Annotated in this window: 22 protein-coding genes and 1 tRNA gene; 14 read left to right on the top strand and 9 right to left on the bottom strand. The window is 45.9% G+C overall.

Translation table 11 applies throughout. The features are described from left to right. The first annotated feature begins 87 nt into the window (after positions 1–87). Positions 88–172 (top strand) — tRNA-Leu (locus tag ASC49_RS02130). Between the two features lie 65 nt (positions 173–237). Here ASC49_RS02130 and ASC49_RS02125 read toward each other — a convergent pair. The 3 genes from ASC49_RS02125 to ASC49_RS02115 form a co-directional block, all read right to left on the bottom strand. Continuing rightward, positions 238–1,011, bottom strand: coding sequence for an ABC transporter ATP-binding protein (locus ASC49_RS02125; RefSeq protein ID WP_055461551.1), 774 nt, complete (start codon positions 1,009–1,011; stop codon positions 238–240). Further along, complete coding sequence (locus ASC49_RS02120) at positions 1,008–2,228, bottom strand: MFS transporter (protein ID WP_055461550.1); 1,221 nt, start codon at positions 2,226–2,228, stop codon at positions 1,008–1,010. Before ASC49_RS02120 ends, ASC49_RS02125 begins: the two co-directional genes overlap by 4 nt. A gap of 112 nt (positions 2,229–2,340) precedes the next feature. Continuing rightward, positions 2,341–3,240, bottom strand: coding sequence for a helix-turn-helix domain-containing protein (locus tag ASC49_RS02115; RefSeq protein WP_055461549.1), 900 nt, complete (start codon positions 3,238–3,240; stop codon positions 2,341–2,343). A gap of 200 nt (positions 3,241–3,440) precedes the next feature. Between ASC49_RS02115 and exaC the strand changes: the two genes are divergently transcribed. The 5 genes from exaC (at position 3,441) to ASC49_RS02090 (ending at position 9,265) form a co-directional block, all read left to right on the top strand. Further along, positions 3,441–4,958 (top strand): acetaldehyde dehydrogenase ExaC, encoded by a 1,518-nt coding sequence (exaC, locus tag ASC49_RS02110; protein WP_055461548.1) that lies wholly within the window; start codon positions 3,441–3,443, stop codon positions 4,956–4,958. Positions 4,959–5,315: 357 nt separating this feature from the next. Then, positions 5,316–6,884: an inorganic phosphate transporter gene (locus ASC49_RS02105; RefSeq protein ID WP_055461547.1), complete on the top strand. Its 1,569-nt coding sequence runs from the start codon at positions 5,316–5,318 to the stop codon at positions 6,882–6,884. 88 nt (positions 6,885–6,972) lie between these two features. Next, a complete protein-coding gene (locus tag ASC49_RS02100) occupies positions 6,973–7,686 on the top strand; it encodes a hypothetical protein (protein ID WP_055461546.1) in 714 nt (237 codons plus the stop codon). 70 nt (positions 7,687–7,756) lie between these two features. Continuing rightward, positions 7,757–8,545 (top strand): hypothetical protein, encoded by a 789-nt coding sequence (locus tag ASC49_RS02095; protein WP_055461545.1) that lies wholly within the window; start codon positions 7,757–7,759, stop codon positions 8,543–8,545. A 102-nt stretch (positions 8,546–8,647) separates the two neighbouring features. After that, entirely contained in the window at positions 8,648–9,265 is a 618-nt protein-coding gene (locus tag ASC49_RS02090) for a LysE family translocator (RefSeq protein WP_055461544.1), read from the top strand. Here the strand turns inward: ASC49_RS02090 and ASC49_RS02085 are convergent. From ASC49_RS02085 to ASC49_RS19745, 3 genes are all read right to left on the bottom strand, one after another. Beyond that, positions 9,262–11,211 carry a DNA topoisomerase III gene (locus ASC49_RS02085; RefSeq protein WP_055461543.1) on the bottom strand — a complete coding sequence of 650 codons (1,950 nt, stop codon included), beginning with the start codon at positions 11,209–11,211 and terminating at the stop codon, positions 9,262–9,264. The two genes, ASC49_RS02090 and ASC49_RS02085, sit on opposite strands and share 4 nt — an antisense overlap. Before the next feature lie 76 nt (positions 11,212–11,287). Then, a complete protein-coding gene (locus ASC49_RS02080; RefSeq protein ID WP_055461542.1) occupies positions 11,288–11,773 on the bottom strand; it encodes a universal stress protein in 486 nt (161 codons plus the stop codon). A gap of 83 nt (positions 11,774–11,856) precedes the next feature. Continuing rightward, on the bottom strand, positions 11,857–12,009 hold the full coding sequence (locus ASC49_RS19745) for a hypothetical protein (protein ID WP_156085536.1): 153 nt from the start codon (positions 12,007–12,009) through the stop codon (positions 11,857–11,859). A gap of 143 nt (positions 12,010–12,152) precedes the next feature. Here ASC49_RS19745 and ASC49_RS02075 point away from each other — a divergent pair, with 143 nt between their 5' ends. Further along, a complete protein-coding gene (locus tag ASC49_RS02075; RefSeq protein WP_055461541.1) occupies positions 12,153–12,773 on the top strand; it encodes an FKBP-type peptidyl-prolyl cis-trans isomerase in 621 nt (206 codons plus the stop codon). A 71-nt stretch (positions 12,774–12,844) separates the two neighbouring features. Here the strand turns inward: ASC49_RS02075 and ASC49_RS02070 are convergent, their stop codons facing one another. The 3 genes from ASC49_RS02070 to purB all read right to left on the bottom strand — a co-directional run bounded on the left by ASC49_RS02070 (position 12,845) and on the right by purB (position 15,904). Beyond that, positions 12,845–13,261: a GNAT family N-acetyltransferase gene (locus ASC49_RS02070; protein ID WP_055461540.1), complete on the bottom strand. Its 417-nt coding sequence runs from the start codon at positions 13,259–13,261 to the stop codon at positions 12,845–12,847. A gap of 4 nt (positions 13,262–13,265) precedes the next feature. After that, the gene (locus ASC49_RS02065) at positions 13,266–14,456 is read right to left on the bottom strand and encodes a ribosomal protein uL16 3-hydroxylase (protein WP_055461539.1); all 1,191 of its coding nucleotides are present in this window, start codon (positions 14,454–14,456) and stop codon (positions 13,266–13,268) included. 74 nt (positions 14,457–14,530) lie between these two features. Continuing rightward, the gene (gene purB / locus ASC49_RS02060) at positions 14,531–15,904 is read right to left on the bottom strand and encodes an adenylosuccinate lyase (RefSeq protein WP_055461538.1); all 1,374 of its coding nucleotides are present in this window, start codon (positions 15,902–15,904) and stop codon (positions 14,531–14,533) included. A 196-nt stretch (positions 15,905–16,100) separates the two neighbouring features. Here purB and ASC49_RS02055 point away from each other — a divergent pair, with 196 nt between their 5' ends. The 7 genes from ASC49_RS02055 to etfB all read left to right on the top strand — a co-directional run bounded on the left by ASC49_RS02055 (position 16,101) and on the right by etfB (position 25,710). Further along, positions 16,101–17,702 carry a methyl-accepting chemotaxis protein gene (locus ASC49_RS02055; RefSeq protein ID WP_055461537.1) on the top strand — a complete coding sequence of 534 codons (1,602 nt, stop codon included), beginning with the start codon at positions 16,101–16,103 and terminating at the stop codon, positions 17,700–17,702. Between the two features lie 207 nt (positions 17,703–17,909). Continuing rightward, complete coding sequence (locus ASC49_RS02050; protein WP_055461536.1) at positions 17,910–18,887, top strand: dipeptidase; 978 nt, start codon at positions 17,910–17,912, stop codon at positions 18,885–18,887. A gap of 143 nt (positions 18,888–19,030) precedes the next feature. Next, entirely contained in the window at positions 19,031–19,576 is a 546-nt protein-coding gene (locus ASC49_RS02045; RefSeq protein WP_055461535.1) for a DUF5943 domain-containing protein, read from the top strand. A 50-nt stretch (positions 19,577–19,626) separates the two neighbouring features. Next, entirely contained in the window at positions 19,627–21,690 is a 2,064-nt protein-coding gene (gene dgcA / locus ASC49_RS02040) for a dimethylglycine demethylation protein DgcA (protein WP_055461534.1), read from the top strand. A gap of 87 nt (positions 21,691–21,777) precedes the next feature. Beyond that, positions 21,778–23,691 (top strand): (Fe-S)-binding protein, encoded by a 1,914-nt coding sequence (locus ASC49_RS02035; protein WP_055461637.1) that lies wholly within the window; start codon positions 21,778–21,780, stop codon positions 23,689–23,691. Then, positions 23,691–24,950 (top strand): electron transfer flavoprotein subunit alpha, encoded by a 1,260-nt coding sequence (gene etfA, locus ASC49_RS02030; protein ID WP_055461533.1) that lies wholly within the window; start codon positions 23,691–23,693, stop codon positions 24,948–24,950. Before ASC49_RS02035 ends, etfA begins: the two co-directional genes overlap by 1 nt. Next, positions 24,940–25,710 (top strand): electron transfer flavoprotein subunit beta, encoded by a 771-nt coding sequence (gene etfB, locus ASC49_RS02025; RefSeq protein ID WP_055461532.1) that lies wholly within the window; start codon positions 24,940–24,942, stop codon positions 25,708–25,710. The genes etfA and etfB overlap by 11 nt, the downstream gene beginning before the upstream one ends. The last annotated feature ends 57 nt before the right edge of the window (positions 25,711–25,767 follow it).

Raw genomic sequence — 25,767 nt, 5'->3', positions numbered from 1 at the left:
AGAGTTTCTGTCAGAAGGTTGAGTGAAAATATTTTCGAAAGCCTATTGACCAAAGTAAGCGTATCTCTATAATACGCGTCATCACTTGCGGGAGTGGTGGAATTGGTAGACACGCTGGATTTAGGTTCCAGTGCTTCACGGCGTGAGAGTTCGAGTCTCTCCTTCCGCACCAAATTTAAAAAAGCCGATCTGTTTAGATCGGCTTTTTTATGCCTAAAATTTACCTGCATCAAGCTCTCAATCCAGCCAGATGTGAAAGTAATCATTATGTTTGTCCAGTTTGACTGGCGTATCATATAAATCGCTCAACACTTCACTAGTGAGCACTTCGTTTTTTGCCCCATCAGCAATCACTTTGCCATTTTTAATCAATATCACACGCTGAATCTCTGGAATGATTTCACCGATATGATGCGTGGTCAGCAATAAGCTATTTTCGGGCTTAGCGTAGTCACGCATGATATTAAGCAATAAAGCAGAAGCCTTGATATCCAAACCGTTAGAGGGCTCATCAAAAATTAATGCCTGCGGTTTGTGGATCAATGAACGACCAATTAACAGACGACGTTTTTGCCCAGTCGACAGGCGTTGAAAGTGTGTATCTCGATAAGTCCCCATGCCAACATAGTCCAACATCTGTTCTGCTTGCTCAATTTGCTCTGGTGTTGGCGTCAGGTGTCCATGCTGACCAATCGCACCAAAGAAACCAGACAAAATTACTTCAATAGCGGTAGTGTAGGGGGTGTAGTCTTCTTGAAGGTCTTGAGATATTAAGCCAATTTGTTTACGCAAATCCCAAATGGTGACGCGTTCGAGATCGAACAACTTGATGTGGCTATCGTCTTTTACAACGGGGTAAATTTCTCTAGTAATCAGCTTTAGAAACGTGCTTTTACCTGCCCCATTTGGGCCTAAGATAGCGACCTTTTCTCCATGTCCGATATGAACATTAAAGTTCTCAAAGACTTTCTTATCACCTTGGAAGGCTGTGATGTTTTTCAGCTCAATCATTTTTCATTCTCTAAAGTGTTACGGTGTAGCAAACTGGGGAATAAGATCATCCACAGTCCTACCACTGCAATGGTGCCAAAGCCGCCCAAGACAATTGCTGGGACGGTACCGAATAGGGCTGCAGTAGCACCGGATTCAAATTCCCCCAGCTGGTTTGAGCTGCCGATAAATACAGAGTTAGCGGCACTGACTCGGCCACGCATTTCATCCGGTGTTTCAAGTTGAACCAGAGTCGAGCGAATCACCACACTGATCATATCGGAAGCGCCTAGAACAAACAGAGCGGCCATCGACAAAATCAAGTTTTCGGATAGACCAAAAGCAATAGTGGCGAGGCCAAAGATCGCCACGGCAGCATACATGATTTTGCCGACGCTATGCGTTAGGGGGCGACGTGCCAGATAGAGAGACATCAGTAAGGCTCCAACAGCAGGAGCGCAGCGTAATAAACCAAGTCCCCAAGGGCCTGTATGCAAAATATCTTTCGCTACGATGGGTAATAGCGCAGTGGCGCCACCGAGTAATACCGCAAACATGTCTAATGATACAGAGCCCAAGATGAGTTTATTGTGCTTAATAAAGCGTAGACCGCCTAACAAATGATTTAGGTCGATAGGTTGTTTGCCTTTCGCAACATAGTCGTAATGTAGGAAAAATAAAATACAGCAAGAGACTAGAAAGCAGGCCATGCTGGTGAAATAGAGCGTCGATGGGCCCAGTAAATAAATCAGACCGCCCAATGCCGGGCCTGCAATCACAGAGATTTCACGTGCAGAAGCGATGGCGCTGACAGCACGAGAGAGCAAATCTGGTGGAATCAAATTGGGAAGGATCGCTTGTCCAGCGGGCATTTCAAAGGCGCGTGCCGTGCCTAACAGCACGGCACAGGCGTAAATCAGATTGGCTGAAATGCTGTCCGTCAGGTTGCCGTAGGCAAGAATGGCGACCGTTGAAGCCATTGTCAGTCGGGTGCAGACACAGATGATGCGGCGGTTGTAACGATCTGCTACATGCCCCACAACAAGTGTTAGCAAGAGTTGTGGTAAAAATTGAAATAATCCCACTAAGCCAAGTGCCATGGCACTGCCTGTCAAATCATAAATCTGCCAACCAATACCGACGGCTAACATTTGAAATGCAAATGAAGAGGCGATTTGGCCGACCCAAAAATGTACGAAATTACGCTGCTTCAAAAGCGAAGAGGGGATACTCGACATGCAAGTCCTTGTAAAAGACAAAAGAAAAGGTTAGTAGAGTTTATCAACTAACCTTTCTTAAAACTAAGGGCGTAACCGTCGTTGCTTTCTTTAATCATCATTGGAAATCAGTTTAATTAAGCTGGTTTTGAATTTGTCTCGGAGAAACGCCGAAATGTTGATGAAAACGACGACTAAAATGGCTCAGGCTTTGGTAGCCAAGCTCCATGCTGACTTCGGTGACTGAGCGACGCTGTTTCAAATATTCCAGTGCCACACTCATGCGGCGCTGGTGCTGATATTCATTGGGGGTGCAACCAAGATGACGTTTGAATTCTTGATAAAAACGGCTGCGACTCATGCAAGCCAACTTACTTAATGAATCTATGTCCAGCGGCAGCGATAAGTTCGATTCGATAAACATAAGCGCGTTGGTCAAACCGTTGGCGTCGGGTGTCAGTTGAGTAAATTTAAGCAGGGCCTCACGACCATGATGGCGCAGAATACGTGTTACCAACTCACTCACACCAAAATCGACTAGCAGATCACGATCAGGATCGTTCTGGACGAAATCACTGACTAAACGATCGATGACTTGTTGCGTGCCTTGAGTATGTAGAGTGTGCAGCGGCTTATTGGGATCAATCGGCGTCAAGCCACTCATGTTGGTCACATCGTTCATTCGGTCACAAATCTGGGCGATTCGCTCTTGCGATATTTCCACTGTTAAACACGTTGTGGGTCGATTTAATTGAGCTTCAGGAAAATCGATAAAAACTTCTTCTTTTGGCGCCAGAATAAATGACTCATGTGGCAAAAAAGGGATATTTTGAGTGTTTTTGGTATGCATCACCTTAGCGCCCGTCACCATGCCGCAATAAAGTAATGAGTCTGACGTAAGACTGACTTTTTTAGCGGGTTCATAGGTATCGTAAATACTGAGCTCTGCCTGCGGGCCTGCAAAGCAAACTCGATTTTCAACAAGCTTTGTTGGTCGACGCAATGCTCCCAAGCTCGCTAAATGATGAGTCATACACACCTCGTTAATTCTTGTTTGATGATGGTGCAGAGTGAAAGTGTTTAATCTTTACTCCAGATTATAGGTCATGGTCAACTTTTATGGACTGACAGACAACTTTTTTAGACTGTCAGGCAAGAACTGTTGTTTTCATGAGACTACATTGAATGGACTGCAATTAAATAGCTAAAAACAAAAATAACGGAGTAAACAGTATGATCTATGCTAAACCTGGTTCCGAAGGCAGTGTTGTAAGCTTTAACGAACAGTATGGAAATTTCATTGGTGGTGAATGGGTTGCCCCTGTGAAAGGCCAATACTTTGACAATGTAAGTCCTGTGGATGGTAAACCATTCTGTCGTATTCCTCGTTCCACCGAAGAAGATATCAATCTAGCCCTAGACGCTGCGCATGCAGCAAAAGATGCGTGGGCGAAAACCTCTGTACAAGCACGTTCAAACATTCTCTTAAAAATTGCCGATCGTATCGAAGCCAACCTTGAAGCTCTAGCGGTTGCTGAAACATGGGACAACGGTAAAGCGGTGCGTGAAACATTGGCTGCAGACGTTCCTCTAAGCGCTGATCATTTCCGCTACTTCGCTGGTTGTGTCCGTGCCCAAGAAGGCTCGATTGGTGAGATCGATGAAAACACGGTGGCCTACCATTTCCACGAGCCACTAGGTGTTGTCGGCCAAATCATTCCATGGAACTTCCCGCTACTGATGGCCGCTTGGAAATTGGCGCCAGCTTTGGCTGCCGGCAACTGCGTTGTGCTCAAGCCAGCTGAGCAGACGCCAGCGTCTATTCTTGTGCTAGCAGATCTGATTAAAGACTTGTTGCCAGCAGGGGTGTTGAACATCGTTAACGGTTACGGTGCTGAAGCGGGCCAAGCCCTTGCAACGAGCACTCGCATTGCCAAGATTGCCTTTACTGGCTCTACGCCTGTGGGATCGCACATTATGAAGTGTGCTGCGGAAAACATTATCCCATCTACTGTGGAGCTAGGTGGCAAGTCACCTAATATTTACTTCAAAGACATTATGAATGCTGAAGACGAGTTTATCAGCAAGTGTGTTGAAGGAACGGTGCTGGCCTTCTTTAACCAAGGTGAAGTCTGTACTTGTCCATCACGTCTATTGGTGCAAGAAGATATCTACGATGATTTCATTAAGCTAGTGGTAGATCGCATTGGTCAGATTAAGCGTGGCAACCCGCTTGATACAGAAACCATGGTGGGCGCACAAGCCTCACAAGAGCAATTCGATAAAATCATGAGTTACCTGCAGATTGGCCGTGATGAAGGCGCGGAAGTGTTGATCGGTGGTGATTCAGAAGTGATTGACGGTTTTAACGATGGCTTCTATATCAAGCCAACACTGCTGAAAGGCTCGAATGACATGCGTGTCTTCCAAGAAGAGATCTTTGGACCAGTGGTTGCGGTAACCACCTTTAAAGATGAAGCAGAAGCGCTTGCGATCGCTAACGATACTGAATTTGGCCTTGGTGCGGGCGTTTGGACACGTGATACGAACCTTGCTTATCGCATGGGACGAGGCATTCAAGCGGGTCGTGTATGGATGAACTGTTACCATCAGTACCCAGCGCATGCTGCGTTTGGTGGTTACAAGAAATCCGGTGTAGGTCGTGAAACTCATAAAATGATGTTGGATCACTACCAACAAACCAAGAATATGTTGGTGAGCTACGATATCAACCCGCTTGGCTTCTTCTAAGCCTAATATTTTACCCTGAGAATTGGCCCCCCAATTCTACTTTTCGGCTCCTTCGGGAGCCTTTTTTTGTGATAGAAATGGCCATTTTTTTGATAATGGCTACGCTTGTAACATTGCTGTCATATTTAAGTCATATAAATGTCACTCAAATGAAATGTAAGGCGCTTCGAAAGGTGTTTGTGTCATGTTTCGGTCTGCTTTGGGTTTTTATAAAAAAGATCTAAGTGTAGAATGTCGCGCGTTTTCAATTTAATGAAATTTGACGGATTAATTTGAAGAGCTGGTTTAGTAACTTAGGAAAAAGTTGCTGGGCAATTGTGCCAACCAGTGTCGTTTAATTACTAAGAAGTATCTTTTATGGATCTAGCAAATTACGGCTCAGACACAAAAACTACCCGCGGTGGTGAAATCGTTCGTATCTTGATTGCGTTGGCATTCGTTGTGATCGCAGGCTACTACGCTTACACCCATGGCGAGGGCATCTCAAATGTCTCTATTCTAGCCATTGCAGCGGCATTTGGCGCTTATATGGCTCTGAATATCGGTGCCAACGATGTAGCGAATAACGTTGGCCCTGCAGTGGGTTCAAAAGCTTTGTCGATGACGGGTGCTATTTTGATTGCTGCGGTCTTTGAAGCGGCAGGTGCTCTGATTGCTGGTGGTAGTGTCGTTGGTACTATCAAGAACGGCATCATTAACCCAAATGCACTACCTGATGTAGCTACCTTTATTTGGGTGATGATGGCAGCATTGCTTGCCGGTGCAATCTGGCTGAATCTTGCGACTTACCTAGGTGCTCCAGTGTCTACGACGCATTCAATCGTGGGTGGTGTAATGGGCGCTGGTATTGCAGCAGGTGGTTGGGATATCGCAAGCTGGGACAAAGTTGGTGCTATCGTTGCCAGCTGGGTGATCTCTCCTGTTATGGGGGGCGTCATTGCCGCGTCATTCCTGATCTACATTAAGCGTTCCATTACTTACAAGAGCGATATGATTGAAGCGGCGAAAAAAGTCGTTCCGCTGCTGGTTGCTTTCATGGTGTGGGCGTTCTCAACCTACTTGGCGATGAAAGGTCTTAAAAAGATCTGGAAACTGGACTTTGTGACGGCTGCCTTGATTGGCCTAGGTCTAGCTTTGACTGCTTACTTTGTTGTTCGTCCATTGATTGACCGCGCCGCTCAGAAAGTCGCAAATGAAAAAGATGCGGTTAACAACCTGTTTACCATCCCATTGGTGGTGTCTGCTGCATTGCTAAGTTTTGCTCACGGTGCTAATGACGTAGCAAACGCGATTGGTCCATTGGCTGCAATAAATGATGCCTTGTTGCATGGCGGTATGGCTTCTAAAGCAGCGATCCCTCTTTGGGTTATGATGGTTGGGGGGATTGGTATTGCAATTGGTTTAGCGTTGTTTGGACCTAAGCTAATTCGTACTGTAGGTTCTGAAATCACTGAGCTAGATAAAACGCGTGCTTTCTGTGTCGCGATGGCGGCTGCGATTACTGTAATCATAGCATCCCAATTAGGTTTGCCGGTCAGTTCTACACACATTGCAGTGGGTGGTATTTTCGGTGTGGGCTTCCTACGTGAATATTTGAAACTATCATATGAGAAGAAATTAGCGCAGATTGAAAAGCACTCTGAGACTTCTGGATTGGGTGCTGAAGACACTCATGCCTTTGTTGAACGTTTCAAAATGGCAGATGTAGAAGAAAAACGCGCGATACTGCGTGAAGTGAAGTCGCTTCAGGCGGCAGCGCCAATCAGTAAAGAAGAGCGTAAGAGTCTTAAGAAGGCAACCAAGAAAGAGTTGGTTAAACGTTCTGCTTTGCTACGTATTGCTGCGGCGTGGGTCATTACGGTACCTGCTTCGGCACTATTATCAGCTGTTATTTTCTACGCACTTTTAGGCTTCTCAGTCGCTTAATTACAGAAATATTAGAAAGTTTTGAAAAACCGATCATGCATAATGATCGGTTTTTTTATATGCTTAACTATCTAATAGGCTTACAACATTGGCGGAACTTCCTGTGACTGGTGGTTTTTTAGTAACAATTATTATTGCTGTTGCTATCGGTGGTACGGCTTCGATCATAGCGATCGCCTTGATGCGTTTTTATAAGGAACGTCAGGAGCGTCAACAGCATGAGCTCGAACAGTTAAGTCGACGTTGTTATCGCGTTGTGGATTTACTTAATTGCCTACCGGATAGATACCTGCCTTTGCTTTCAAAGCAGGTGCTAGTTGAATACTTAATCTCAAGTATTCATTTATTGGGCCGACATAAATTGGTAAGCGATTTAGAAGCGATATTGCCTGGCTATGAGCAGCTTTTAGTCGAGTTGAAAGCAGGACATCAAGCTTCGATCAATGACAAGGTTCAAACTCATGTGCAGCTCTCGCAGGTGCATCAAGCTTTGCAGGCGGTGCCCTTGTTACTGCGCGGTCTTGTCAGTAACAACTTTATCGATAAAGCGACCGCAAAAGATCAGGTTGCTCTGGTGCGATTCTCTTTTTCTCTTGCTCATCATGATTTACTGGTCAAGGAAGCCATGGTCAGCCTTGATTTGGACAAAAAAGCAGGGGCTTTAGAAAAGCTTCGACAGGCGCTTGCTGAGATGGAAAAAGTGGCTACCTATAATGAATCCGCGGAGGTAATAAATAAACTCAATGCAAGTATTCAGCGCATTGAAAACGAATTATTTGGAAAAAGTTCTAGAGCAGGCTAAGTCCTTCTGTTATAAGGAATAAATGACTTTGCTTCCCAATTAAAAAAATAGTCGCTTCGGAAAGTAATCTATGACGGCAATTATTGTGACGCTGCTACTGATCGCCATCGGTGGTTTTATAGCGTTCGCTATCTACCTACAACTGAAAGAGCAGGCTCGAATAGAGCGTTTGCGAAAAGCCGCATTGCTCAACAATCAGTTGCGTCAGGTTCGTCGTTATTTAGATGAAATGCCTGCCCAGTATCAGCCTAAAGACTTACGTTTATGGCTGTATCAACGTTTAATTAGTATTTGTGATGAATTGCTAGCCGTTCAGCCAGATGAGCCCTTATCACGTCGTCGTCGTTTTCTTAACGAGGAAATGATCCAGTTTCAAAACAGTAAGGAAAAGCGACGCCCTAAGCCTGTGGTGGATGAGATTCAGATCATGGAGCTCAAGCGTTTATTTGAGTCATTTCATGGTTATTTGCTGTCGGCGAAAGCCAATAAGCAAATTCATGAGGAGGCCTTTGCTCACTTTGATGAGTTGATTAATTGGTATCGTTATAAGGTCAATGCGGACCACCATTATTACTTGGCACGCCAGTTTTTTTTGACTCACAAGATGAGCGATGCCATCAGTGAATACAATGAGGCCATTAATCAGTTAAAGCCAGTTGAGGAAAAAACTGAGGCGGCTGAGTTAATCGCTAAGTATCAAGAAGCCATTCAAGAGATTAACGATGATCTTGAGCTCCAGCAGCGCGAAGCTGAGTTAGAAGCAGAATCTGCTGGTGAAGCGGAAGCTGAAGGCGAGTTGGACAATGAATGGCAAAAGTTTATGGAAGACGGTGAGTTCCAGAAAAAGAAACACTTTTAGCCGAACGGTTAGGCTTCCTTGTAATTCCCTTAGTTTGCCATTGCTTAGAACTTACTTGTCTGGCAATTTTTGAGCTCTGAATTTTATCTTCGAGTATGTCACATGAGCTTAGGTCTCCTTTCAGTATTTATTCCTACCTTTTTCTTCGTCTCTATTACTCCTGGTATGTGTATGACCTTGGCGATGACGCTGGGTATGACAATTGGTGTGAGACGATCTTTGTGGATGATGATTGGTGAGTTAACAGGCGTTGGACTTGTTGCCACGTTATCTGCCATAGGCGTGGCTGCGTTACTGCTGAACTATCCTACTGTATTCATGCTGTTTAAATATGTAGGTGGTGCTTATCTGGCTTACATAGGAATACAAATGTGGCTATCGCGCGGCAAAATGGCGATCAAGGCTGATGATAAAGAGCGCCAAGCTAGTATCTTTGAGTTGATCTCTCAAGGCTTTATTACGGCAATCGCTAACCCTAAGGGGTGGGCATTTTTTGTCGCATTATTACCCCCATTTTTAAACTCAGAGCTACCGCTTGCATCGCAGTTAATAAGCTTGATCGCAATCATTCTTACCTTGGAATTTTGTTGCTTGTTGATTTATGCCGCAGGTGGGCGAACTATGCGTTCAGTACTCATGAAAAGTGGGAATGTGCGCATTATGAATCGTATAGCTGGTACCTTAATGATTGGTGTGGGGATCTGGCTAGCTTTAGGCTAGCCTGTAGATTGGTTTTTTTGCTGCCCTCGTTTGCTTTTGGAAGCGGTGGCTTTACTGGTCGTGCGGCGCTTTCGTTTAGCGCTTGCCTTTACCGTGGTTTTGGGCAGATTGCTGAATTGGCTCATTGAGCCTTGTCGGGCCCCAGCAATGAGTTGCTGCAGTACTTGGTTAAGCTCCATCATAAATTTCTGATAGGGTATCGCGTTTTGGCTGATATCGTTTAGCATGGATTCCCACTTTGCCGTCATGTCTGGGACGGTCGTACTTTCTGGTAACGCTTCAATTAAAGCTCTGCCAGCCGCAGTAGCATGAATTTGCTTGCCTTCTCTCTTAAGAAATTCGCGTTTAAAAAGTAATTCGATAATGCCTGCTCGAGTGGCCTCGGTACCAAGTCCGTCGGTCTCTTTAAGGATAGCCTTAATTTCTTTGTCACTGACAAAGCGACTTATTCCTGTCATGGCGGCCAGCAAGGTTGCATCAGTGAAGGCATCGGGCGGTGTGGTTTGCTTGGCAAGCACTTCTCCGTGCTGACAATGAATTTGCTGTCCTACTTTTAGTTGTGGTAATTCTGGTTCCTCTTTGTTCTGTCTTGGCATCAAGGCTTTCCAGCCTTCTTTCAGAACGGTGATACCTTGAGTGCTAAACAGGCCGCCTTCAATCTCAACTAATATCTTGGTCGTCAGATACTCATAGACAGGCATAAACTGAATCAGATACTGGCGTGCAATCAGCTCAAAGATTTTCTTTTCATCATGGTTGAGCTTGTCGAAGGCATTTAGCTGTTGCGTTGGGATAATGGCATGGTGTGCGCCCACTTGTTTGTCGTTCCATGCCTTGCTCTTTTGCGTTGGGTCTGCTTGCTGGGCGGCATTTTTAAACCCTAAATCCAGCCCTTGAAGTTTCGTAACGATGTTCTTTGCTTGAGAGAATTGCTCCGTCGGCAAGTAGCGACAGTCAGAGCGTGGGTAGGTAATAATTTGGTGTCTCTCATAGAGTGCCTGACAGATATCCAGCACTTTTTGTGCATTCATTGAGAATGCCTTGGCAGCATCAATTTGCAGTGCGGATAGATTATAAGGCAAGGGGGCGGCTTGCTTTTTCGGCGCTTTGTTGAACTCTTTCACTATGGCCGGTTTATTGGTTATGCGTCGTGCTACATTCTCAGCTAGAGGGCGACTGAGTACTCTGCCTTCTTCATCTTGATAGGGGGCACAAGCATCGCTTGGTTGCCATTTAGCCTGAAAAGGAAAAGTGTCTGTTGCTAGGTGGGCGATGACTTGGAAGTAGTCCCTAGAAACAAAGGCCTCACGCTCTTTATCGCGTCTAACCACTAAACCAAGTACCGGTGTCTGAACTCGGCCTACAGAGAGCACCCCGTTATAGCCTGCTTGGCGGCCTTTTACTGTATAGGCTCGGGTTAGGTTTATCCCATAAAGCCAGTCAGCTCTTGAGCGTGCCAAGGCAGAGCAGGACAACGCGGCAAATTCTTTGTTCGGTCGTAATTTAGTCAGCGCTTTTTTTACCGCAGTTGGAGTCAGGTCGCTGACCAGTAAACGTTGGGCCTGTTCAAGTTTGTATTTTGGTACTTTAGCAAAATGCAGGACTTCATCGACCAGTAACTGTCCTTCGCGGTCAGGGTCGCCCGCATGAACAATTTGATCTGCATTTTTTAAAAGCTTCTTGACGACTGAGAGCTGTTTTTTTGTATTAGCTTTGGCATTCCACTGCCAGTCACTCGGAATGATGGGCAGGTGATCTAGATTCCATTGCTTAAATGCTGGATTGTAATCTTGTGGTTCTGCTAGTTCCAGTAAGTGCCCAATGCACCAAGACACACAATCGCCATTTGGTAATTCGATATAACCATCGTGTTTTTTTTGTGGGGAAGGGAGGGCGGTTGCAATAGCTCGAGCAAGACTGGGTTTTTCAGCAATATAAAGAATCATGGATGCACAAAACGTAAAAAATGTATATGGTTATTTATACAGTATTTTATGCATCCAAGTCCATTAGCAGTGGTACTTACTTAAGAATTGGCACTACCATAACGGGAACACGGCTATGGTGGACCACTTTGTTGGCCGTTGAGCCGATAACCATTTGGCCGATCTTGCTGTGGGTACGGCTGTTCATTACGATCATATCCGCACCGATTTTCTCTGCAACTTTTTCGATCGTTTCTGAAGGGATGCCGTGTGCCAGCTCTATTCTTGGAGCCGCGGGTAGTTCGCTGACTTCATGAGCATGGGCTTCCATGAATTGACCAAGATAAGTTTGCATGCGTTCTAAGGTTGAGCGATCTGCTTCTTCACGCATCTCTTTAATCGTAGCGTCAGAGATGTAGTTATTGATCATGTTGGCTGCTTGAGCGCTGATTGGCTCCATAACATGCAGCAATACAATATTTGCTTGGTTAGTAATCGCTAGGTTCAAAACCATTTCCATGGTTTGGTTAGTTCTAGGTTCTAAATCGCAAGCGTACAAAATAGTACGGATTTTCGGTAACATCGCTTTTCTCCTCATCAGGATGATTACTTAGTCTAATCCTTCCATACTAAGACGATGTGACGCAAATCAATTTTCAGGAATGCTTATAGAGCATTAGTGACATTTATACTGTCTAGATGGCCATCCACTAAGAAACCGAGTGCTGTAATAGTTAAAATCGTAGCAACAAAGAAGATGTTTTGCCATTTGTATTGCTGCTCGCTAGGCGCTGTTAGGACTTTTATAAGCTTACTCATAAGACGCTCCTAATTAATGTTCAATAATGATAATGGTTTTCATTAATTGGGTCTAGTGCCAGATTCTGCTACTGAGGTCGGCAATAAGATTTGGTTGTGATATCCTAGCCACCGAATTTAAACGACACTATAGAGATAACATCATGTCTGAACTGTCTTTTGACACAAACGAAGCGAAAATCGCTTATGGTATCGGTCGTCAGATCGGTGATCAACTTCGTGGCAGCGATCTAGGCGAGCTTTCGTTGGATCATCTTTTCGCAGCGATCAAGGATGCTTTAAATGAGCAACCAATGGCTGTTCCTGGCGAAGAACTAGAAGCTGCCTTTGCGGAGCTTCAAGAAAAGATGGAAGCAAAATCTAAAGCGGCAGCGTCTGAAGCAGTGGCCGCTGGCGAAGCTTTCCTTGCTGAAAACCAAGCTCGTGAAGGCGTTCAAGTAACAGCTTCTGGTCTACAGTTTGAAGTACTAGAAGAAGGCACGGGTAACCAGCCAGTTGCTTCTTCAACGGTTCGTGTTCACTACGAAGGTCGTCTAGTGGATGGTCAAGTATTCGACAGTTCAATTGCTCGTGGCGAGCCAATTGAGTTTCCTCTAGCGGGCGTTATCGCGGGTTGGACGGAAGGTCTTCAGCTTATGAAGGAAGGTGCGAAATATCGTTTCGCAATACCTTCTGATCTTGCTTACGGCGCACAAGGCGCTGGTGCTTTGATCAAACCGCATTCTGTATTGGTATTCGACGTTGAGCTAATCGCCATCGTCTAATTGCTGATGCAAAGAAAAATAGGAGCCAATGGCTCCTATTTTTTTGTCTGCTTTTTAGATAAGAGAAAACATTATATCTCTCGGACCATTTTTATATGAGGCTTACCTGCTTCCATAAAAATCCTGCCGTCAGTTTTAAAGCCGTGCGCTTGATAAAAGATTTGGACATCCACCATTGCGTGCAAATATACCTGAGTAAGCTGCATCTCTCGTGCGACCTGAATAGCTTTGCGTAGTAGCAGAGTACCATTACCTTGATGGCGATAATTAGGTAGCACCGCTAAGCGGCCAATTTGCCCATCATCTGTAAGTCGGCAAACACCTACTGGAACAGCTGTGGTGCCAAAAGCCACAAAATGTATGGCAGTATCGTCTAGGCCGTCCCATTCATCTTGCTCATCAATACCGTGTTCAATGATAAAGACTTGTCGGCGAACAAAGGTTAATTGTGCCTTGCTACTGTTCCAGTCAGATGTCAGTACTTTCATGCCGTTATTCGTCCTCGTAGGGCAGTGCTACTAATGCTTGGTGTTGAAGCAAGAAGCGAAGTGTTTCTAATAGTTGAGGGTGTTTAGTCAGATCCAATCCACTGAAATCAAACTCTTCCTGATCGCAAATTGCTTGAATAAAGTCGACCAATTCCCCATCCAGTTCCAAAGCGTTGCCATTGCAGTATAGTGTACAAGTCGATTCTGCTTCATTTAGGTAGTAACACAGGCGGGCATCGCCGGGACGAATAAAAGTGTCACCTTTGACTGCTTGAGCAAAGGTTTCTTCTAGCTCATCTTCGTTCAGCTGAACGCTGTATTCGGGATATTTGCTTTCACTCATGGTCTCACCAAGCCAGTTGGCTAATAGGGCGGGGGAGTCGATTAATTCAAGCAATTTCTGTTTCAAATGATTAATATCGCTGTCTTGAATTTGCGCATGATGATCACGCTCTAAAGGTTCAGGCGCAGCAAATCGGTTTTTCTCGTTAATCTCTTCGCACAGTTTGTCGGTGATGCCTTGTAAGGCCGCTTGTGCGGAAGGAGCACGGAACCCAACCGAAAAGGTCATACATTCGCTATCCAAAGCGCGCCCATTATGGGCAAAGTTAGGTGGTAAATACAAAATGTCGCCGGCTTCTAGTTCATAGTCTTGCTCTGGATCGACCTCAAAGTTATCCAAGATATGCAGCTTAGTGCCTTCAAGATTTGAATCTTGGTACTGCTCTGGTGCCAGTACTTGCCAGCGGCGTTTGCCGGCCATTTGTACGAGAAACACATCGTATTGGTCATAATGTGGGCCAACACTACCGCCTTCTGTTGCATAGCTCACCATCACATCGTCAACACGCCAGCTAGGTAGGAAGTTAAAGCGCTCTTTCAAGACTTGCACTTCTGGTACCCAGTGATCGACTGCTTGTACGAGTAGGGTCCATTCTTGTTCAGGCAATTCGGCAAAAGTATCTTCATCGAAGGGGCCTTGCAGTAATTGCCAAGGTGTTTCACCCTGTTCAATAACGATACGAGACTCGACTTCTTCTTCCATGGCAAGTCCTGCCAGTTCATCTGCGCTAATAGGAAGCTCAATGTCTTTTGCACCACCGCGAATCAGCAAAGGTTTTTTTTGCCAGTATTCTTGGTAGAAGGTTTTTGCACTCATACCAGCTAGGATGGTTAGGGGCGTATCGATATTCATAATAAGTTCTCATCAAAAAAAAGAGCCGTTATAAAAACGACTCTTTGTATATAAGAAATAACATAGATGCGTAATTAGCCGCGAATGGCTTTCGCTTGAGCGACTGCATTACCAATGTAGTTTGAAGGTGTTAGAGCTTTTAGCTCTTCTTTTGCTTGCTCTGGAAGTTCAAGCTTATCAACAAACTCTTGCATAATTTCTTGGTTGATCGTGCGACCACGGGTTAGCTCTTTTAGCTTCTCGTAGGGTGCTTCGATACCGTAGCGACGCATCACGGTTTGGATTGGCTCAGCCAACACTTCCCAAGAATTGTTTAGGTCTTCGTTTAGGCGAGTCGCATTGATTTCTAGTTTGCTGATGCCTTTTAGAGACGCTTGGTAAGCGATTAAGCTATGTGCCAAACCAACACCTAGGTTGCGTAGAACCGTAGAGTCCGTTAGGTCACGCTGCCAACGAGAAATCGGTAATTTAGCACTTAGGTGGCCCATGATTGCGTTGGCAATACCCAAGTTACCTTCCGAGTTTTCGAAGTCAATTGGGTTAACTTTGTGCGGCATCGTTGAAGAGCCGATTTCGCCAGCGATGGTCTTCTGTTTGAAGTAACCTAGAGAGATGTAGCCCCAAACGTCACGGTCGAAGTCGATTAGGATGGTGTTGAAGCGACAGATCGCATCGTACAGCTCAGCAATGTAATCATGTGGTTCGATCTGAGTTGTGTACGGGTTCCAAGTTAGACCTAAAGACGTTACAAACTTCTCAGCGTGCGCTTGCCAGTCAACTTGTGGGTAAGCCGAAAGGTGGGCGTTGTAGTTGCCTACCGCACCATTGATCTTACCAAGGAATTCCACTGCTTCGATTTGTTTGATTTGGCGCGCAAGACGTGCTGCGACGTTCGCCATTTCTTTACCTACAGTACTTGGTGACGCTGTCTGACCATGAGTACGAGATAGAATCGATTGTTCCGCATGTTCGATGGCTAAGTCTTCGATAGCAGTAAGAACTGCTTTCATCTCAGGAATAATGGCTTCCGCTAGTGCTTCGTTTAGCATCAATGCATGAGACAGATTGTTGATGTCTTCCGACGTACATGCAAAGTGTACGAACTCAGAAATCGCTGCCAGCTCAGCGTTGTCTGCAATTTTGCCTTTGATGAAGTATTCAACCGCTTTGACGTCGTGGTTGGTCGTTTTTTCGATGTCTTTGATAGATTGCGCATCCGCTTCGGAGAAGTTTGCCGCAAGATCATCAAGGATTGCAGTTGCTTCAGCACTTAGAGCAGGCACTTCAGATATTTCAGGGTGCGCAGCAAGCGCTTGAAGCCAACGTACTTCCACGATAACACGCATACGTAGTAGGCCGTACTCACTAACAGAGCGGCGTAGCGCATTTGTTTTTGAGCCGTAACGACCGTCGATCGGGGAAATCGCATTTAAGCTGGTTAATTGCATTGAGTAAACGCCTCGAACATGGTTTTTCAGGGAGCGGGTATTATAGGCGAAAGCCGACCTCGGTGCTACGTTAACGGTTTGTAATTGAAGCTAATCAATCCGACAAAATATTACATTATAAATTTTTATATAAAGTGAGAGTTTTAATAGTATGGGGCAGGTGTTTTGAAGAATAAAAACCGATTGAGGGAAAGGTATGACAATCAGCCGTTTATTTGGGTTAGTAATTGGCTTCATTTTATTGATACTGTGCGCTCTGTTTAGCATTACTGAATATGGCTTGACGAATAATCAAAAAGCCATTCATAAAGAAATGAATCTAGTCAACGCTATGGCCGCAATCAAAGATGCTCGCTACTACACAGTTCAGGTGCAGCAGTTTCTAACCGATATGGGAGCAACTCGCGGTGATGATGCTCTGCCCGAAGCGCAGGCAAGCTTGATCGGTGCTAAGGAAAGTTTAGACGCGCTGGCTAAGCACCTTCCTGAATTTTCCAATAAAGTCTCAGTCCTAAAACAGAATCTAGATCAACTATACGGTTCTGGCTACCAGATGGCGCTTGCCTATATTAATGAAGGTACGGATGCAGGGAATCTAATGATGAAAGGTGCTGGCGGCTTAGATGAAGCATCAAGCAAGCTTGCTGAAACCTTAGAGAGTGTCGCTGGCGATATTGAGTCTCGTCTAGAGCAAAGTTCTCTCGAAACTATCTCTAAAATTGAAGAAACCAAATGGGTGGCTCTATTAAGCGCTTTAGCATCAGCGATATTGGTTGTGGCTGTGTTGCTTTTGTTACGCCAAAAAACACTGCCAGATATACGTAAGCTTGAACATTCGCTGCATGATATCGCTCAAGGTGCTCGTGACTTAACTGTTCGACTTGATGAAACCGGCGATGATGAGTTAGCGGATGTGGCGAAAAGCTTTAACCGATTCATTAATAGTTTAAATGTCTTGGTTGGCACGGTTCAAAATCAATCACAAGAATTATCAAGCGTCGGTGAGCAGATGCTGGTTGCCTCAGAGCGCACTCGTTCAGGCATGGAAGAATTGCAGAATGAAACCCTAGGTATTGCAGGGGCTATTGAGGAGATGCAAGGGACTATCCGCTATGTTGCAGAGGGGGCTGACGAAACGGCTAATGCCGCCAAGGAGTCAGATCGCTACGCGCAGGAAGTTTCGCGTATTGTGAATGATAACGCTGCATCCATTACGCGTTTAGCGCAAGGGGTTGATAAGGCTGCGGATGCCTTGCAGTCTCTTGAAAGTCAAACTGGGAACGTGGGTAGTATTCTTGATGTGATACGTGATATCGCAGATCAAACTAACTTATTGGCACTGAATGCTGCCATTGAAGCAGCGCGTGCGGGCGAGCAGGGACGTGGTTTTGCTGTGGTGGCAGATGAGGTGCGTACTTTGGCACAAAGAACGCAGGAATCGACCGAGCAAATTCAGCAAATGATTACTAAATTGCAAGCTGGTGCTAATGAAGCGGTTGTGGTTATGAGTGGCAGTAAGCGCCAAGCAGAAGAAACGGTGGAGAAGTCGACCGAAGCCAGTGCTGCATTGAGTAAAATTTCTGTCTCTATCAGTGGTATGTCGGCTAAGGCAACAGAGATTGCTGCAGCCATGGAGCAGCAAGCCGTCACGGCAGAAACTATTGATAGTCGTATTCGAATGATCCGTGATGAAGCAATGACGACCAGTGCAAATGCAACTCAGACTAACCAAGCCAGCGTGACGGTCCAGAAGCAAGCGTCAGAGTTAAGAAAAATGGTTTCCTCATACCGTGTTTAGCAGTATTTAGACTATTCTTTCCAAGGGTGCCTATCGGCACCCTTATTTGTTACATCTAGATGAGGATAGTGTCGTAATTGACGTCGGTTTTGGTATGGCTAAAGTCGTTTCCAGCCACCAATAGTTTCATGCATAGTCATAAACTGGGCTCATCGGAAGGTGTTTCTTCCACGTAATCCTATATTTGATATAAAGGAAAAAAGAACGATGAATGCAGCAGAATTACATGATAAAGCTATTGTGATCGATGGCTTGATTTGTGCGAACTGGAATCGCGAGTTATTTGAAGACATGGCGAAAGGTAAGCTGACTGCAGCGAACTGTACAATGTCGTTCTGGGAAAACTTTGAAGGTGCAGTTCAAAACATTGCAGCAATGAACAAGATGATCGATGAGAACAGCGATCTTCTTCTAAAAGTTCGTACAACTAAAGACATTCACCGCGCCAAAGCAGAAGGCAAGACAGGTGTAATGATGGGCTTCCAAAACGCTCATCCGTACGAAGATCAAATTGGTTATGTACAAGTATTGAAAGATTTGGGTGTTGGTATTACGCAGATGTGTTACAACACTCAGAACTTAGTCGGCACGGGTTGTTACGAGCGTGATGGTGGTCTTTCTGGCTTCGGTCGTGAAATCGTTGCTGAAATGAACCGTGTTGGTGTGCTATGTGACCTTTCTCACGTTGGTGCGAACACAGCAAAAGAAGTCATCATTGAATCTAAGAAGCCAGTTGCTTACTCACACTGTTTGCCATCTGGCCTAAAAGAACATCCACGTAACCGTTCAGACGAAGAATTGAAGTTCATCGCTGATAATGGTGGTTTCGTTGGTGTAACCATGTTTACTCCATTCTTGCGTGCAGGCGTTAATGCAACAATTGATGATTATGTTGAAGCGATTCAATACGTCTACAACATTGTTGGTGAAGACTCGATTGGTATCGGTACTGACTTTACTCAAGGTCACGGCGAAGACTTCTTTGAGTACCTAACACACGATAAAGGTTATGCACGTCGTCTAACTCGCTTCGGTGAGATTATTAACCCGAAAGGCATTCGTACAGTGGGTGAATTCCCTAACCTAACTGAAGCATTGCTACGTCATGGTTTCACTGAGCGTCAAGTACTTAAAATCATGGGTGAGAACTGGGTTAACCTACTTGCTGAGGTTTGGGGCGAGTAATTTTTACGTTTATGCCGAAAAACGGCTTTTAGCGCAGATAGGAAGTCGATAACTGCAAAGTCTATCGGCTTCAACTTTGTTTTAATAGGACTTTTAGGAAACGCAAAGCGGTTCCGAGCTTTAAATAGATTTGAGGTGTAAAAATGGGTTCACATGCTCCAGAAATGCCAATTCAAGTAGATGACGAAACAGGTGTATGGACAACTGATGCGTTGCCAATGCTTTACGTTCCACGCCACTTCTTCGTAAACAACCATATGGGTATCGAAGATGAAATTGGCGCAGAGCGTTACGCAGAGATTCTTTATAAAGCAGGTTACAAGTCTGCTTACTTCTGGTGTGAACAAGAGGCAGCTTGTCACGGTATCTCTGGCGCTGATGTTTGGCATCACTACCTAAAACGTCTTTCTCAGCGCGGTTGGGGCTTCTTCATCACTGAAGAGCTAGATATTGAGAAAGGTACTGCGAAAGTGCGTCTTGAGAACTCAGCTTTCGTTTATCACTACGAAAAAATTCACGGTAAAAAAGTAAATCGTAAAGTTGATTACATGTTTACTGGTTGGTTTGCGGGTGCACTTGACCAAATCGCTGAAGCGCAAGGTCTACCAGTTCGCACTAAAGCAGAACAAACGCAATGTGCAGCCGAAGAAGGTTGTGATGTGGGTTACTTTGAAGTAACACCGCTTTAATTATTATTACTAATTGTCAGTCTATCGTTTAAAAAAGGCGGGGTTCCACTATGTCCCAGTTTGATTCGCTGTTTCAGCCACTCAACATTAATAAATTAACCATCCGTAACCGTATCGTTAGTACGGCTCACGCAGAGGTTTACGCAACGGATGGCGGTATGACCACTGATCGCTACGTTAAGTACTACGAAGAAAAAGCGAAGGGCGGTTGTGGCTTGTGTATTTGTGGTGGTTCAAGTGTTGTATCCATTGACAGCCCGCAAAGCTGGTGGAGCTCTGTCAACTTATCGACAGACCGCATTATTCCGCATTTCCAAAATCTTGCTGATGCAGTGCACAAGCACGGCGGCAAGATCATGATCCAGATTTCTCACATGGGTCGTCGTTCTCGTTGGGACGGTGAAAACTGGCCTAACCTAATGTCTCCATCTGGTATCCGTGAGCCTGTTCACCGCGCGACTTGTAAAACAATCGAAGTGGAAGAAATCTGGCGTGTTATCGGCGACTTCGCACAAGCTGCACGTCGCGCGAAAGAAGGTGGTCTAGACGGTGTGGAACTGTCTGCGGTACACCAACACATGATTGACCAATTCTGGTCTCCACGTGTGAACAAACGTACTGACGAATGGGGTGGTACTTTTGAGGGCCGTATGAAGTTTGGTCTTGAAGTAGCCAAAGCTGTTCGTGCAGAAGTGGGTCCGGACTTCGTTGTAGGTATGCGTATCACGGGTGATGAGTTCCACCCAGATGGTCTAAACCACGACGACATGAAACAAATTGCTAAGTACTACGATGATACTGGTCTAATCGACTACTTCGGTGTAGTAGGTTCTGGTTGTGATACGCACAACACGCTAGCAAACGTAATTCCTAACATGAGCTACCCACCAGAGCCATTCCTACACTTGGCAGCTGGCATCAAAGAAGTAGTTAGTGTTCCAGTAATTCACGCACAGAACATTAAAGATCCAAACCAAGCGAAACGTATTATCGAAGCGGGTTACGTTGATTTCGTTGGTATGACTCGTGCGCACATGGCCGATCCTCACTTCATCGCGAAGATCAAGATGGACCAAGTTGACCAAATCCGTCAGTGTGTGGGTGCAAACTACTGTATCGACCGTCAGTACCAAGGTCTTGACGTTCTATGTATCCAAAACGCAGCAACGTCTCGTGAATACATGGGTCTTCCTCACATCATCGAGAAGACTGAAGGACCTATCCGTAACGTAGTAGTTGTTGGTGGTGGCCCTGGTGGTATGGAAGCGGCACGTGTTGCAGCTGAGCGTGGTCACAAAGTAACGCTACTTGAGCGCAATGAAGAGCTTGGTGGTCAGATCACTATCGCTGCGAAAGCGCCTCAGCGTGACCAAATTGCGGGTATCACTCGTTGGTTGGTGATGGAGCTTGACCGTCTAGGCGTTGATGTTCGTCTTGGTGTAACGGCTGATGCACAAATGATTCGTGACCTGAAACCTGATGTGTGTGTCATGGCTACTGGTGGTCGTCCATTCGTAGATCAAAACCCAGCATGGGGTGCAGCAGAAGGCCTAGTAGTGTCTAGCTGGGATATCCTAAATGGCACGGTTGAACCAGGTAAGAATGTTCTCATCTACGACACAATCTGTGAATTCTCAGGTTTGTCTGCAGCGGATTACCTATCTTCTAAAGGTTCTCTGGTTGAAATCGTAACTGATGACATCAAACCAGGTGTCGGTATCGGTGGTACAACGTTCCCAACTTACTACCGTTCTCTATACGAGAAAGAAGTAGTGATGACGTCTGACTTCCTACTAGAGAAAGTTTACCGTGAAGGTGACAATCTAGTAGCTGTACTTGAAAACGAGTACACCGGTCAGCATGAAGAGCGTGTTGTTGACCAAGTAGTTATTGAAAACGGCATTCGTCCAAATGAAGAGCTATACTACGCTCTTAAAGAAGAGTCTCGTAACAAAGGTCAACTTGATGTTGAAGCGCTATTCGATATCAAACCTCAGCCAATTCTATCAGAAAGTGGCGAAGGCATGATCTTATGGCGTCTAGGTGACTGTGTGTCTCAGCGTAATACTCACGCTGCGATGTACGATGCACTACGTCTATGTAAAGACCTATAATCGTTTAGCCATTCAAAACTAAACCAAAAAAACTGAACCCAAGAGGCGGCTCTACGCCGCCTCTTTCATGCTATACGAGGGTGAATGATGGTTATCGACTGGTTACCTTCAATTCTTATTGTTGTTTTGTTGCTTCTAGGTGTGATCGGCATGCTACGCCGTGCAAGCCTATGGCGTGCAGGACAACCAGAAAAAGTCAATATCGTCGCTGGTCTAATGGCGATGCCAGGACGCTACCTTAAAGATTTGCACCATGTGGTAGAGCGCGACAAGTATATGTCTCGTACGCACGTTGCAACAGGTGGTGGTTTTGTCCTATCAATGGTGCTGGTTTTAGTTGTACACGTATTCAAAGTGGAAGAGCAGATCGTTGCTTGGGCTTTGCTTGGCGCGCTACTACTAATGCTTGTGGGTGCCTTCTTTGTATTTAAACGTCGTCTTAATCCGCCTGAGCGCCTTTCGAAAGGTCCTTGGATGCGTTTGCCGAAAAGCCTAATCACATTTGCTGTTACGTTCATTGTATTGACGCTTCCTGCGGCAGGTATCCTTCCTGAAGGTACTGGTGGTGTTGCGCTAATCGCTGTTCTTAGCATTGGTGTAATTATTGGTCTTGGTGAATTGCTATTCGGCATGGGGTGGGGCGGTCCAATGAAGCACGCTTTTGCTGGTGCTCTTCACCTTGCGTTCCACCGACGCCCAGAGCGTTTTGGTGGTGGCCGTTCGACAGGTCTTAAGCCTGCCAACCTTGATGGTGACGTACTAGGTGTGGCTAAGCCAAGTGACTTCAAATGGAACCAGCTGCTCGGTTTCGATGCATGCGTTCAGTGTGGTAAATGTCAGGCAATGTGTCCTGCGTTTGCTGCGGGTCAGCCGCTAAACCCGAAGAAACTTATCCAAGATATGGTGGTGGGTCTTGCGGGTGGTTCGGATGCGAACTATGCAGGTAGCCCGTACCCAGGTAAAGAAATTGGTCAGGCGAAAGGCAGTCCAAACGAAATCATCACAGCGGGCCTAGTAAGTCAAGAAACACTGTGGTCATGTACAACTTGTCGTGCCTGTGTGGAAGAGTGTCCAATGATGATCGAGCACGTTGATGCCATCGTTGACATGCGTCGTTTCCTAACCATGGAAAAAGGCGAGACACCAAACAAAGGCTCTGAAGTGCTTGAAAACATCATCGCAACAGACAACCCTGGTGGTTACGCTCCTGGTAGCCGTACAAACTGGGCTGCTGACCAAAACCTTGCGGTTATGAAAGACAAGAAAGAAGTCGACGTTCTATTCTGGGTGTCTGACGGTGCTTTCGATATGCGTAGTCAGCGCATTCTACGTGCCTTCGTTAAACTAATGAAAGCAGCGAAAGTGGATGTGGCGATTCTTGGTGACGAAGAGCGTGATAGTGGTGACGTAGCGCGTCGTCTAGGTGATGATGCAACGTTCCAAAGCCTTGCTAAACGTAACTTGGCGACCCTAGGTCAGTACAAGTTCAACAAGATCGTAACAACCGATCCACATGCTTACCATTGTCTACGTAATGAATATGCTGACTTTGATAAAGACGGTGCATTGGCAGGTGTTGAAGTTTTGCACCACACTACCTTCTTGAACAGACTGGTTCAGTCTGGTGCGCTTAAACTTGACGCTTTCAAAGGCGGCAAAGTGACTTATCACGATCCATGTTACTTAGGTCGTTACAACGGTGAGTACGAAGCACCACGTGATCTATTACGTTCTTTAGGTATTGAAATTGCTGAAATGGAACGCTCTGGTTTCCGCTCACGTTGTTGTGGCGGTGGCGGTGGCGCACCTATCACGGATATACCTGGTGAACGCCGTATCGCAGATATGCGTATGGAAGACGCGAGTGCAACGGGAGCTGAGCTTGTTGCAGTAGGCTGTCAGCAATGTACTGCCATGCTTGAAGGTGTTGTTGAGCCTCGTCCAGAAGTGAAAGACATTTCTGAAATTCTAGTGGATCAATTGATTGAGGAGGTTCACTAATGAGTGACATCATTCGTCGTGACCCACGTGCAGAATGGATTATGCGTAACCGTCTGCACCCACTGCATGATCAATATATGAGTCAAGAAGAGGGGGGCGAGGTTCGCGGTCCTTCTGGTTTGATTCGTAAGTTTCCGCATAAAGTTGGCTTTATCGGTCCGAACGGTATTAAACGTATTGACCGCCTTAAAGGTAACTCGTCTGCACCGAAAGGGAAGCGCTCTGCAGCTGCGCAAGAGGTTCAACTACCTCTGCACAAAGTGGAGAACCCTGATTACTACATCATGGTTGTGCCGGATATGGTTGGTGGTCGTCTAACTGGCCACGATAAAGATATCCTTGGTCTTGCGCACAAGCTGATCGCTGAACAGGGTGGCAACGGCGCTGTTGTTGCTGTTTGCTTCGGTGAAGTGAAAGAAGAACATTTCGATACAGCAGGCGTTGACCGTGTGCTGCATATCGAAGGTGAAGTATTTGAAGGCTATGCACCAGAGGCTCGTGTACAAGCGCTTGCTAAGGTGGAGGCTCAATACACTGTGAAGCACTGGTTGTTCCCAGACAGCATTCACGGTGGTTGTGATTTGGCTTCTCGTTTGGCTGCTCGCCTTGGTGAGCGTCCAGCGACTCAAGCTTGGCAAGTAAACGCTGAACAAACGGTAAGCCGTGGTGCTTCTGCCAGCTTAGATATTACTCGTAAGACGCCTAAGATCTTGATGCTTCTTGAAGAGTGTGCGGATGCCATCGACGAGACGCGTCATGAAGCAACGCCAATGACTCTTGATGAAGTGTCTGTTTCAGCGGCAACGATCAAGGATAAAGGCTTGATGGCTGTGGATCCGAATGCGATTCCAATGGCCGAAGCGGAATTTATCTTGTCTGCGGGTAACGGTATCCATAACTGGGATCAGTTCCACGAAGCGGCAAAAGTGCTCGGTGCAACCGAAGGTGCTAGCCGTGTGGCAGTAGACGATGGTTTTATGCCTCGTTCACGTCAGGTTGGTGCAACCGGTACTTGGGTGACAGCACGAGTTTATGTGGCGGTAGGTATCTCTGGTGCGATTCAGCACATGCAGGGTATCGGCCAAGTAGATAAAGTGGTTGCAATCAATACGGATGCTGGCTGTGACATGGTTAAGCGTGCTGCGTTAAGTGTCATTGGTGACAGTGAAGAGATTCTAGCTGAACTGATGAAACTGGCTGCTGAGCACAAGCAAACAAGTCTAAGCGATCAGGCGGAGGAGAATAGCAATGCCGCATAAAGTCATTTCTTTAATCTCTGTAGGTCGTCACCCACAATCTGGCCGTTCTCGTCGTGCGGATCAGGACAGCCGAGCGGTAGAGCTTGGTTTAAAACTTGCTGGAACAGACCTTGATGTGGTTCATGCTGGTAACTCAGAAGAACCCGTTCTACGTCAATACGCAGGTATGGGGCTACCAAAAGTAACCGTATTGGAACAAACAGAAAGCGCTGATGCGCTGCCTGCTCTTTCAAGCTACCTTAAAGCACAACAAGCGGACATTGTTTTAACGGGTGTTCGTGCAGAGAGTGGAGAGTCATCAGGTATGATGCCTTATCTTCTTTCTGAGCAATTAGGCTGGCCAATTGTTGCGCGTGTTGCTGACATTGTTGAAATCAAAGATGGAGAAGCGCAAGTTCTACTTGCACTGCCACGTGGTCAACGTCGTCAAGTAACGGTGAAGCTACCATTTATTGCCTCAGTTGATAATGCTGCACAAGCAGCGCGTCAAAGTGCTTTTGGCCCAGGGCTTCGCGCTAAGATGGCTACTCAATCTGGTTCAACTGAAGATGATTCAGTACGAGTGAACTGGAGTGAAGCACCAGCGAAAGCGCGTCCTAAGCGTCTAAAAGTCGTGAAAGCGAAAACGGCTGCAGATCGCTTCAAAGCGGCAACAGCTAAGCCACAAGGTGGCTCTGGTAAAGTAATGAAAAACGAAACTGCGCAAGAAAAAGCGCAAGCCATCTTTGATCTATTGATCGAAGAGAAGGTGATTCGTTAAGAAGTACTTTTACTAAGACTGGCAAAAAGGGGGGATTAGCAGTTGTTAATCCCCCCT

This window comes from Marinomonas fungiae, from assembly GCF_001418205.1.
Lineage (GTDB): Bacteria > Pseudomonadota > Gammaproteobacteria > Pseudomonadales > Marinomonadaceae > Marinomonas > Marinomonas fungiae.
The sequence above is the reverse complement of the archived record's forward strand: the minus strand, read 5'-3'. Positions and strand labels throughout refer to the sequence as shown.

Bases quoted from the DNA above. Each gene is read 5' to 3' on its own strand.
- ASC49_RS02080 (WP_055461542.1), bottom strand. From the start codon at position 11,773: ATGTTACCGAAAATCCGTACTATTTTGTACGCTTGCGATTTAGAACCT.
- ASC49_RS02070 (WP_055461540.1), bottom strand. From the start codon at position 13,261: ATGAAAGTACTGACATCTGACTGGAACAGTAGCAAGGCACAATTAACC.
- ASC49_RS02045 (WP_055461535.1), top strand. From the start codon at position 19,031: ATGGGTTCACATGCTCCAGAAATGCCAATTCAAGTAGATGACGAAACA.
- ASC49_RS02075 (WP_055461541.1), top strand. From the start codon at position 12,153: ATGTCTGAACTGTCTTTTGACACAAACGAAGCGAAAATCGCTTATGGT.
- ASC49_RS02085 (WP_055461543.1), bottom strand. From the start codon at position 11,211: ATGATTCTTTATATTGCTGAAAAACCCAGTCTTGCTCGAGCTATTGCA.
- ASC49_RS02105 (WP_055461547.1), top strand. From the start codon at position 5,316: ATGGATCTAGCAAATTACGGCTCAGACACAAAAACTACCCGCGGTGGT.
- exaC (WP_055461548.1), top strand. From the start codon at position 3,441: ATGATCTATGCTAAACCTGGTTCCGAAGGCAGTGTTGTAAGCTTTAAC.
- dgcA (WP_055461534.1), top strand. From the start codon at position 19,627: ATGTCCCAGTTTGATTCGCTGTTTCAGCCACTCAACATTAATAAATTA.
- etfA (WP_055461533.1), top strand. From the start codon at position 23,691: ATGAGTGACATCATTCGTCGTGACCCACGTGCAGAATGGATTATGCGT.
- ASC49_RS02095 (WP_055461545.1), top strand. From the start codon at position 7,757: ATGACGGCAATTATTGTGACGCTGCTACTGATCGCCATCGGTGGTTTT.
- etfB (WP_055461532.1), top strand. From the start codon at position 24,940: ATGCCGCATAAAGTCATTTCTTTAATCTCTGTAGGTCGTCACCCACAA.
- ASC49_RS02090 (WP_055461544.1), top strand. From the start codon at position 8,648: ATGAGCTTAGGTCTCCTTTCAGTATTTATTCCTACCTTTTTCTTCGTC.
- ASC49_RS02055 (WP_055461537.1), top strand. From the start codon at position 16,101: ATGACAATCAGCCGTTTATTTGGGTTAGTAATTGGCTTCATTTTATTG.
- ASC49_RS02115 (WP_055461549.1), bottom strand. From the start codon at position 3,240: ATGACTCATCATTTAGCGAGCTTGGGAGCATTGCGTCGACCAACAAAG.
- ASC49_RS02065 (WP_055461539.1), bottom strand. From the start codon at position 14,456: ATGAATATCGATACGCCCCTAACCATCCTAGCTGGTATGAGTGCAAAA.
- purB (WP_055461538.1), bottom strand. From the start codon at position 15,904: ATGCAATTAACCAGCTTAAATGCGATTTCCCCGATCGACGGTCGTTAC.
- ASC49_RS19745 (WP_156085536.1), bottom strand. From the start codon at position 12,009: ATGAGTAAGCTTATAAAAGTCCTAACAGCGCCTAGCGAGCAGCAATAC.
- ASC49_RS02120 (WP_055461550.1), bottom strand. From the start codon at position 2,228: ATGTCGAGTATCCCCTCTTCGCTTTTGAAGCAGCGTAATTTCGTACAT.
- ASC49_RS02125 (WP_055461551.1), bottom strand. From the start codon at position 1,011: ATGATTGAGCTGAAAAACATCACAGCCTTCCAAGGTGATAAGAAAGTC.
- ASC49_RS02035 (WP_055461637.1), top strand. From the start codon at position 21,778: ATGGTTATCGACTGGTTACCTTCAATTCTTATTGTTGTTTTGTTGCTT.
- ASC49_RS02050 (WP_055461536.1), top strand. From the start codon at position 17,910: ATGAATGCAGCAGAATTACATGATAAAGCTATTGTGATCGATGGCTTG.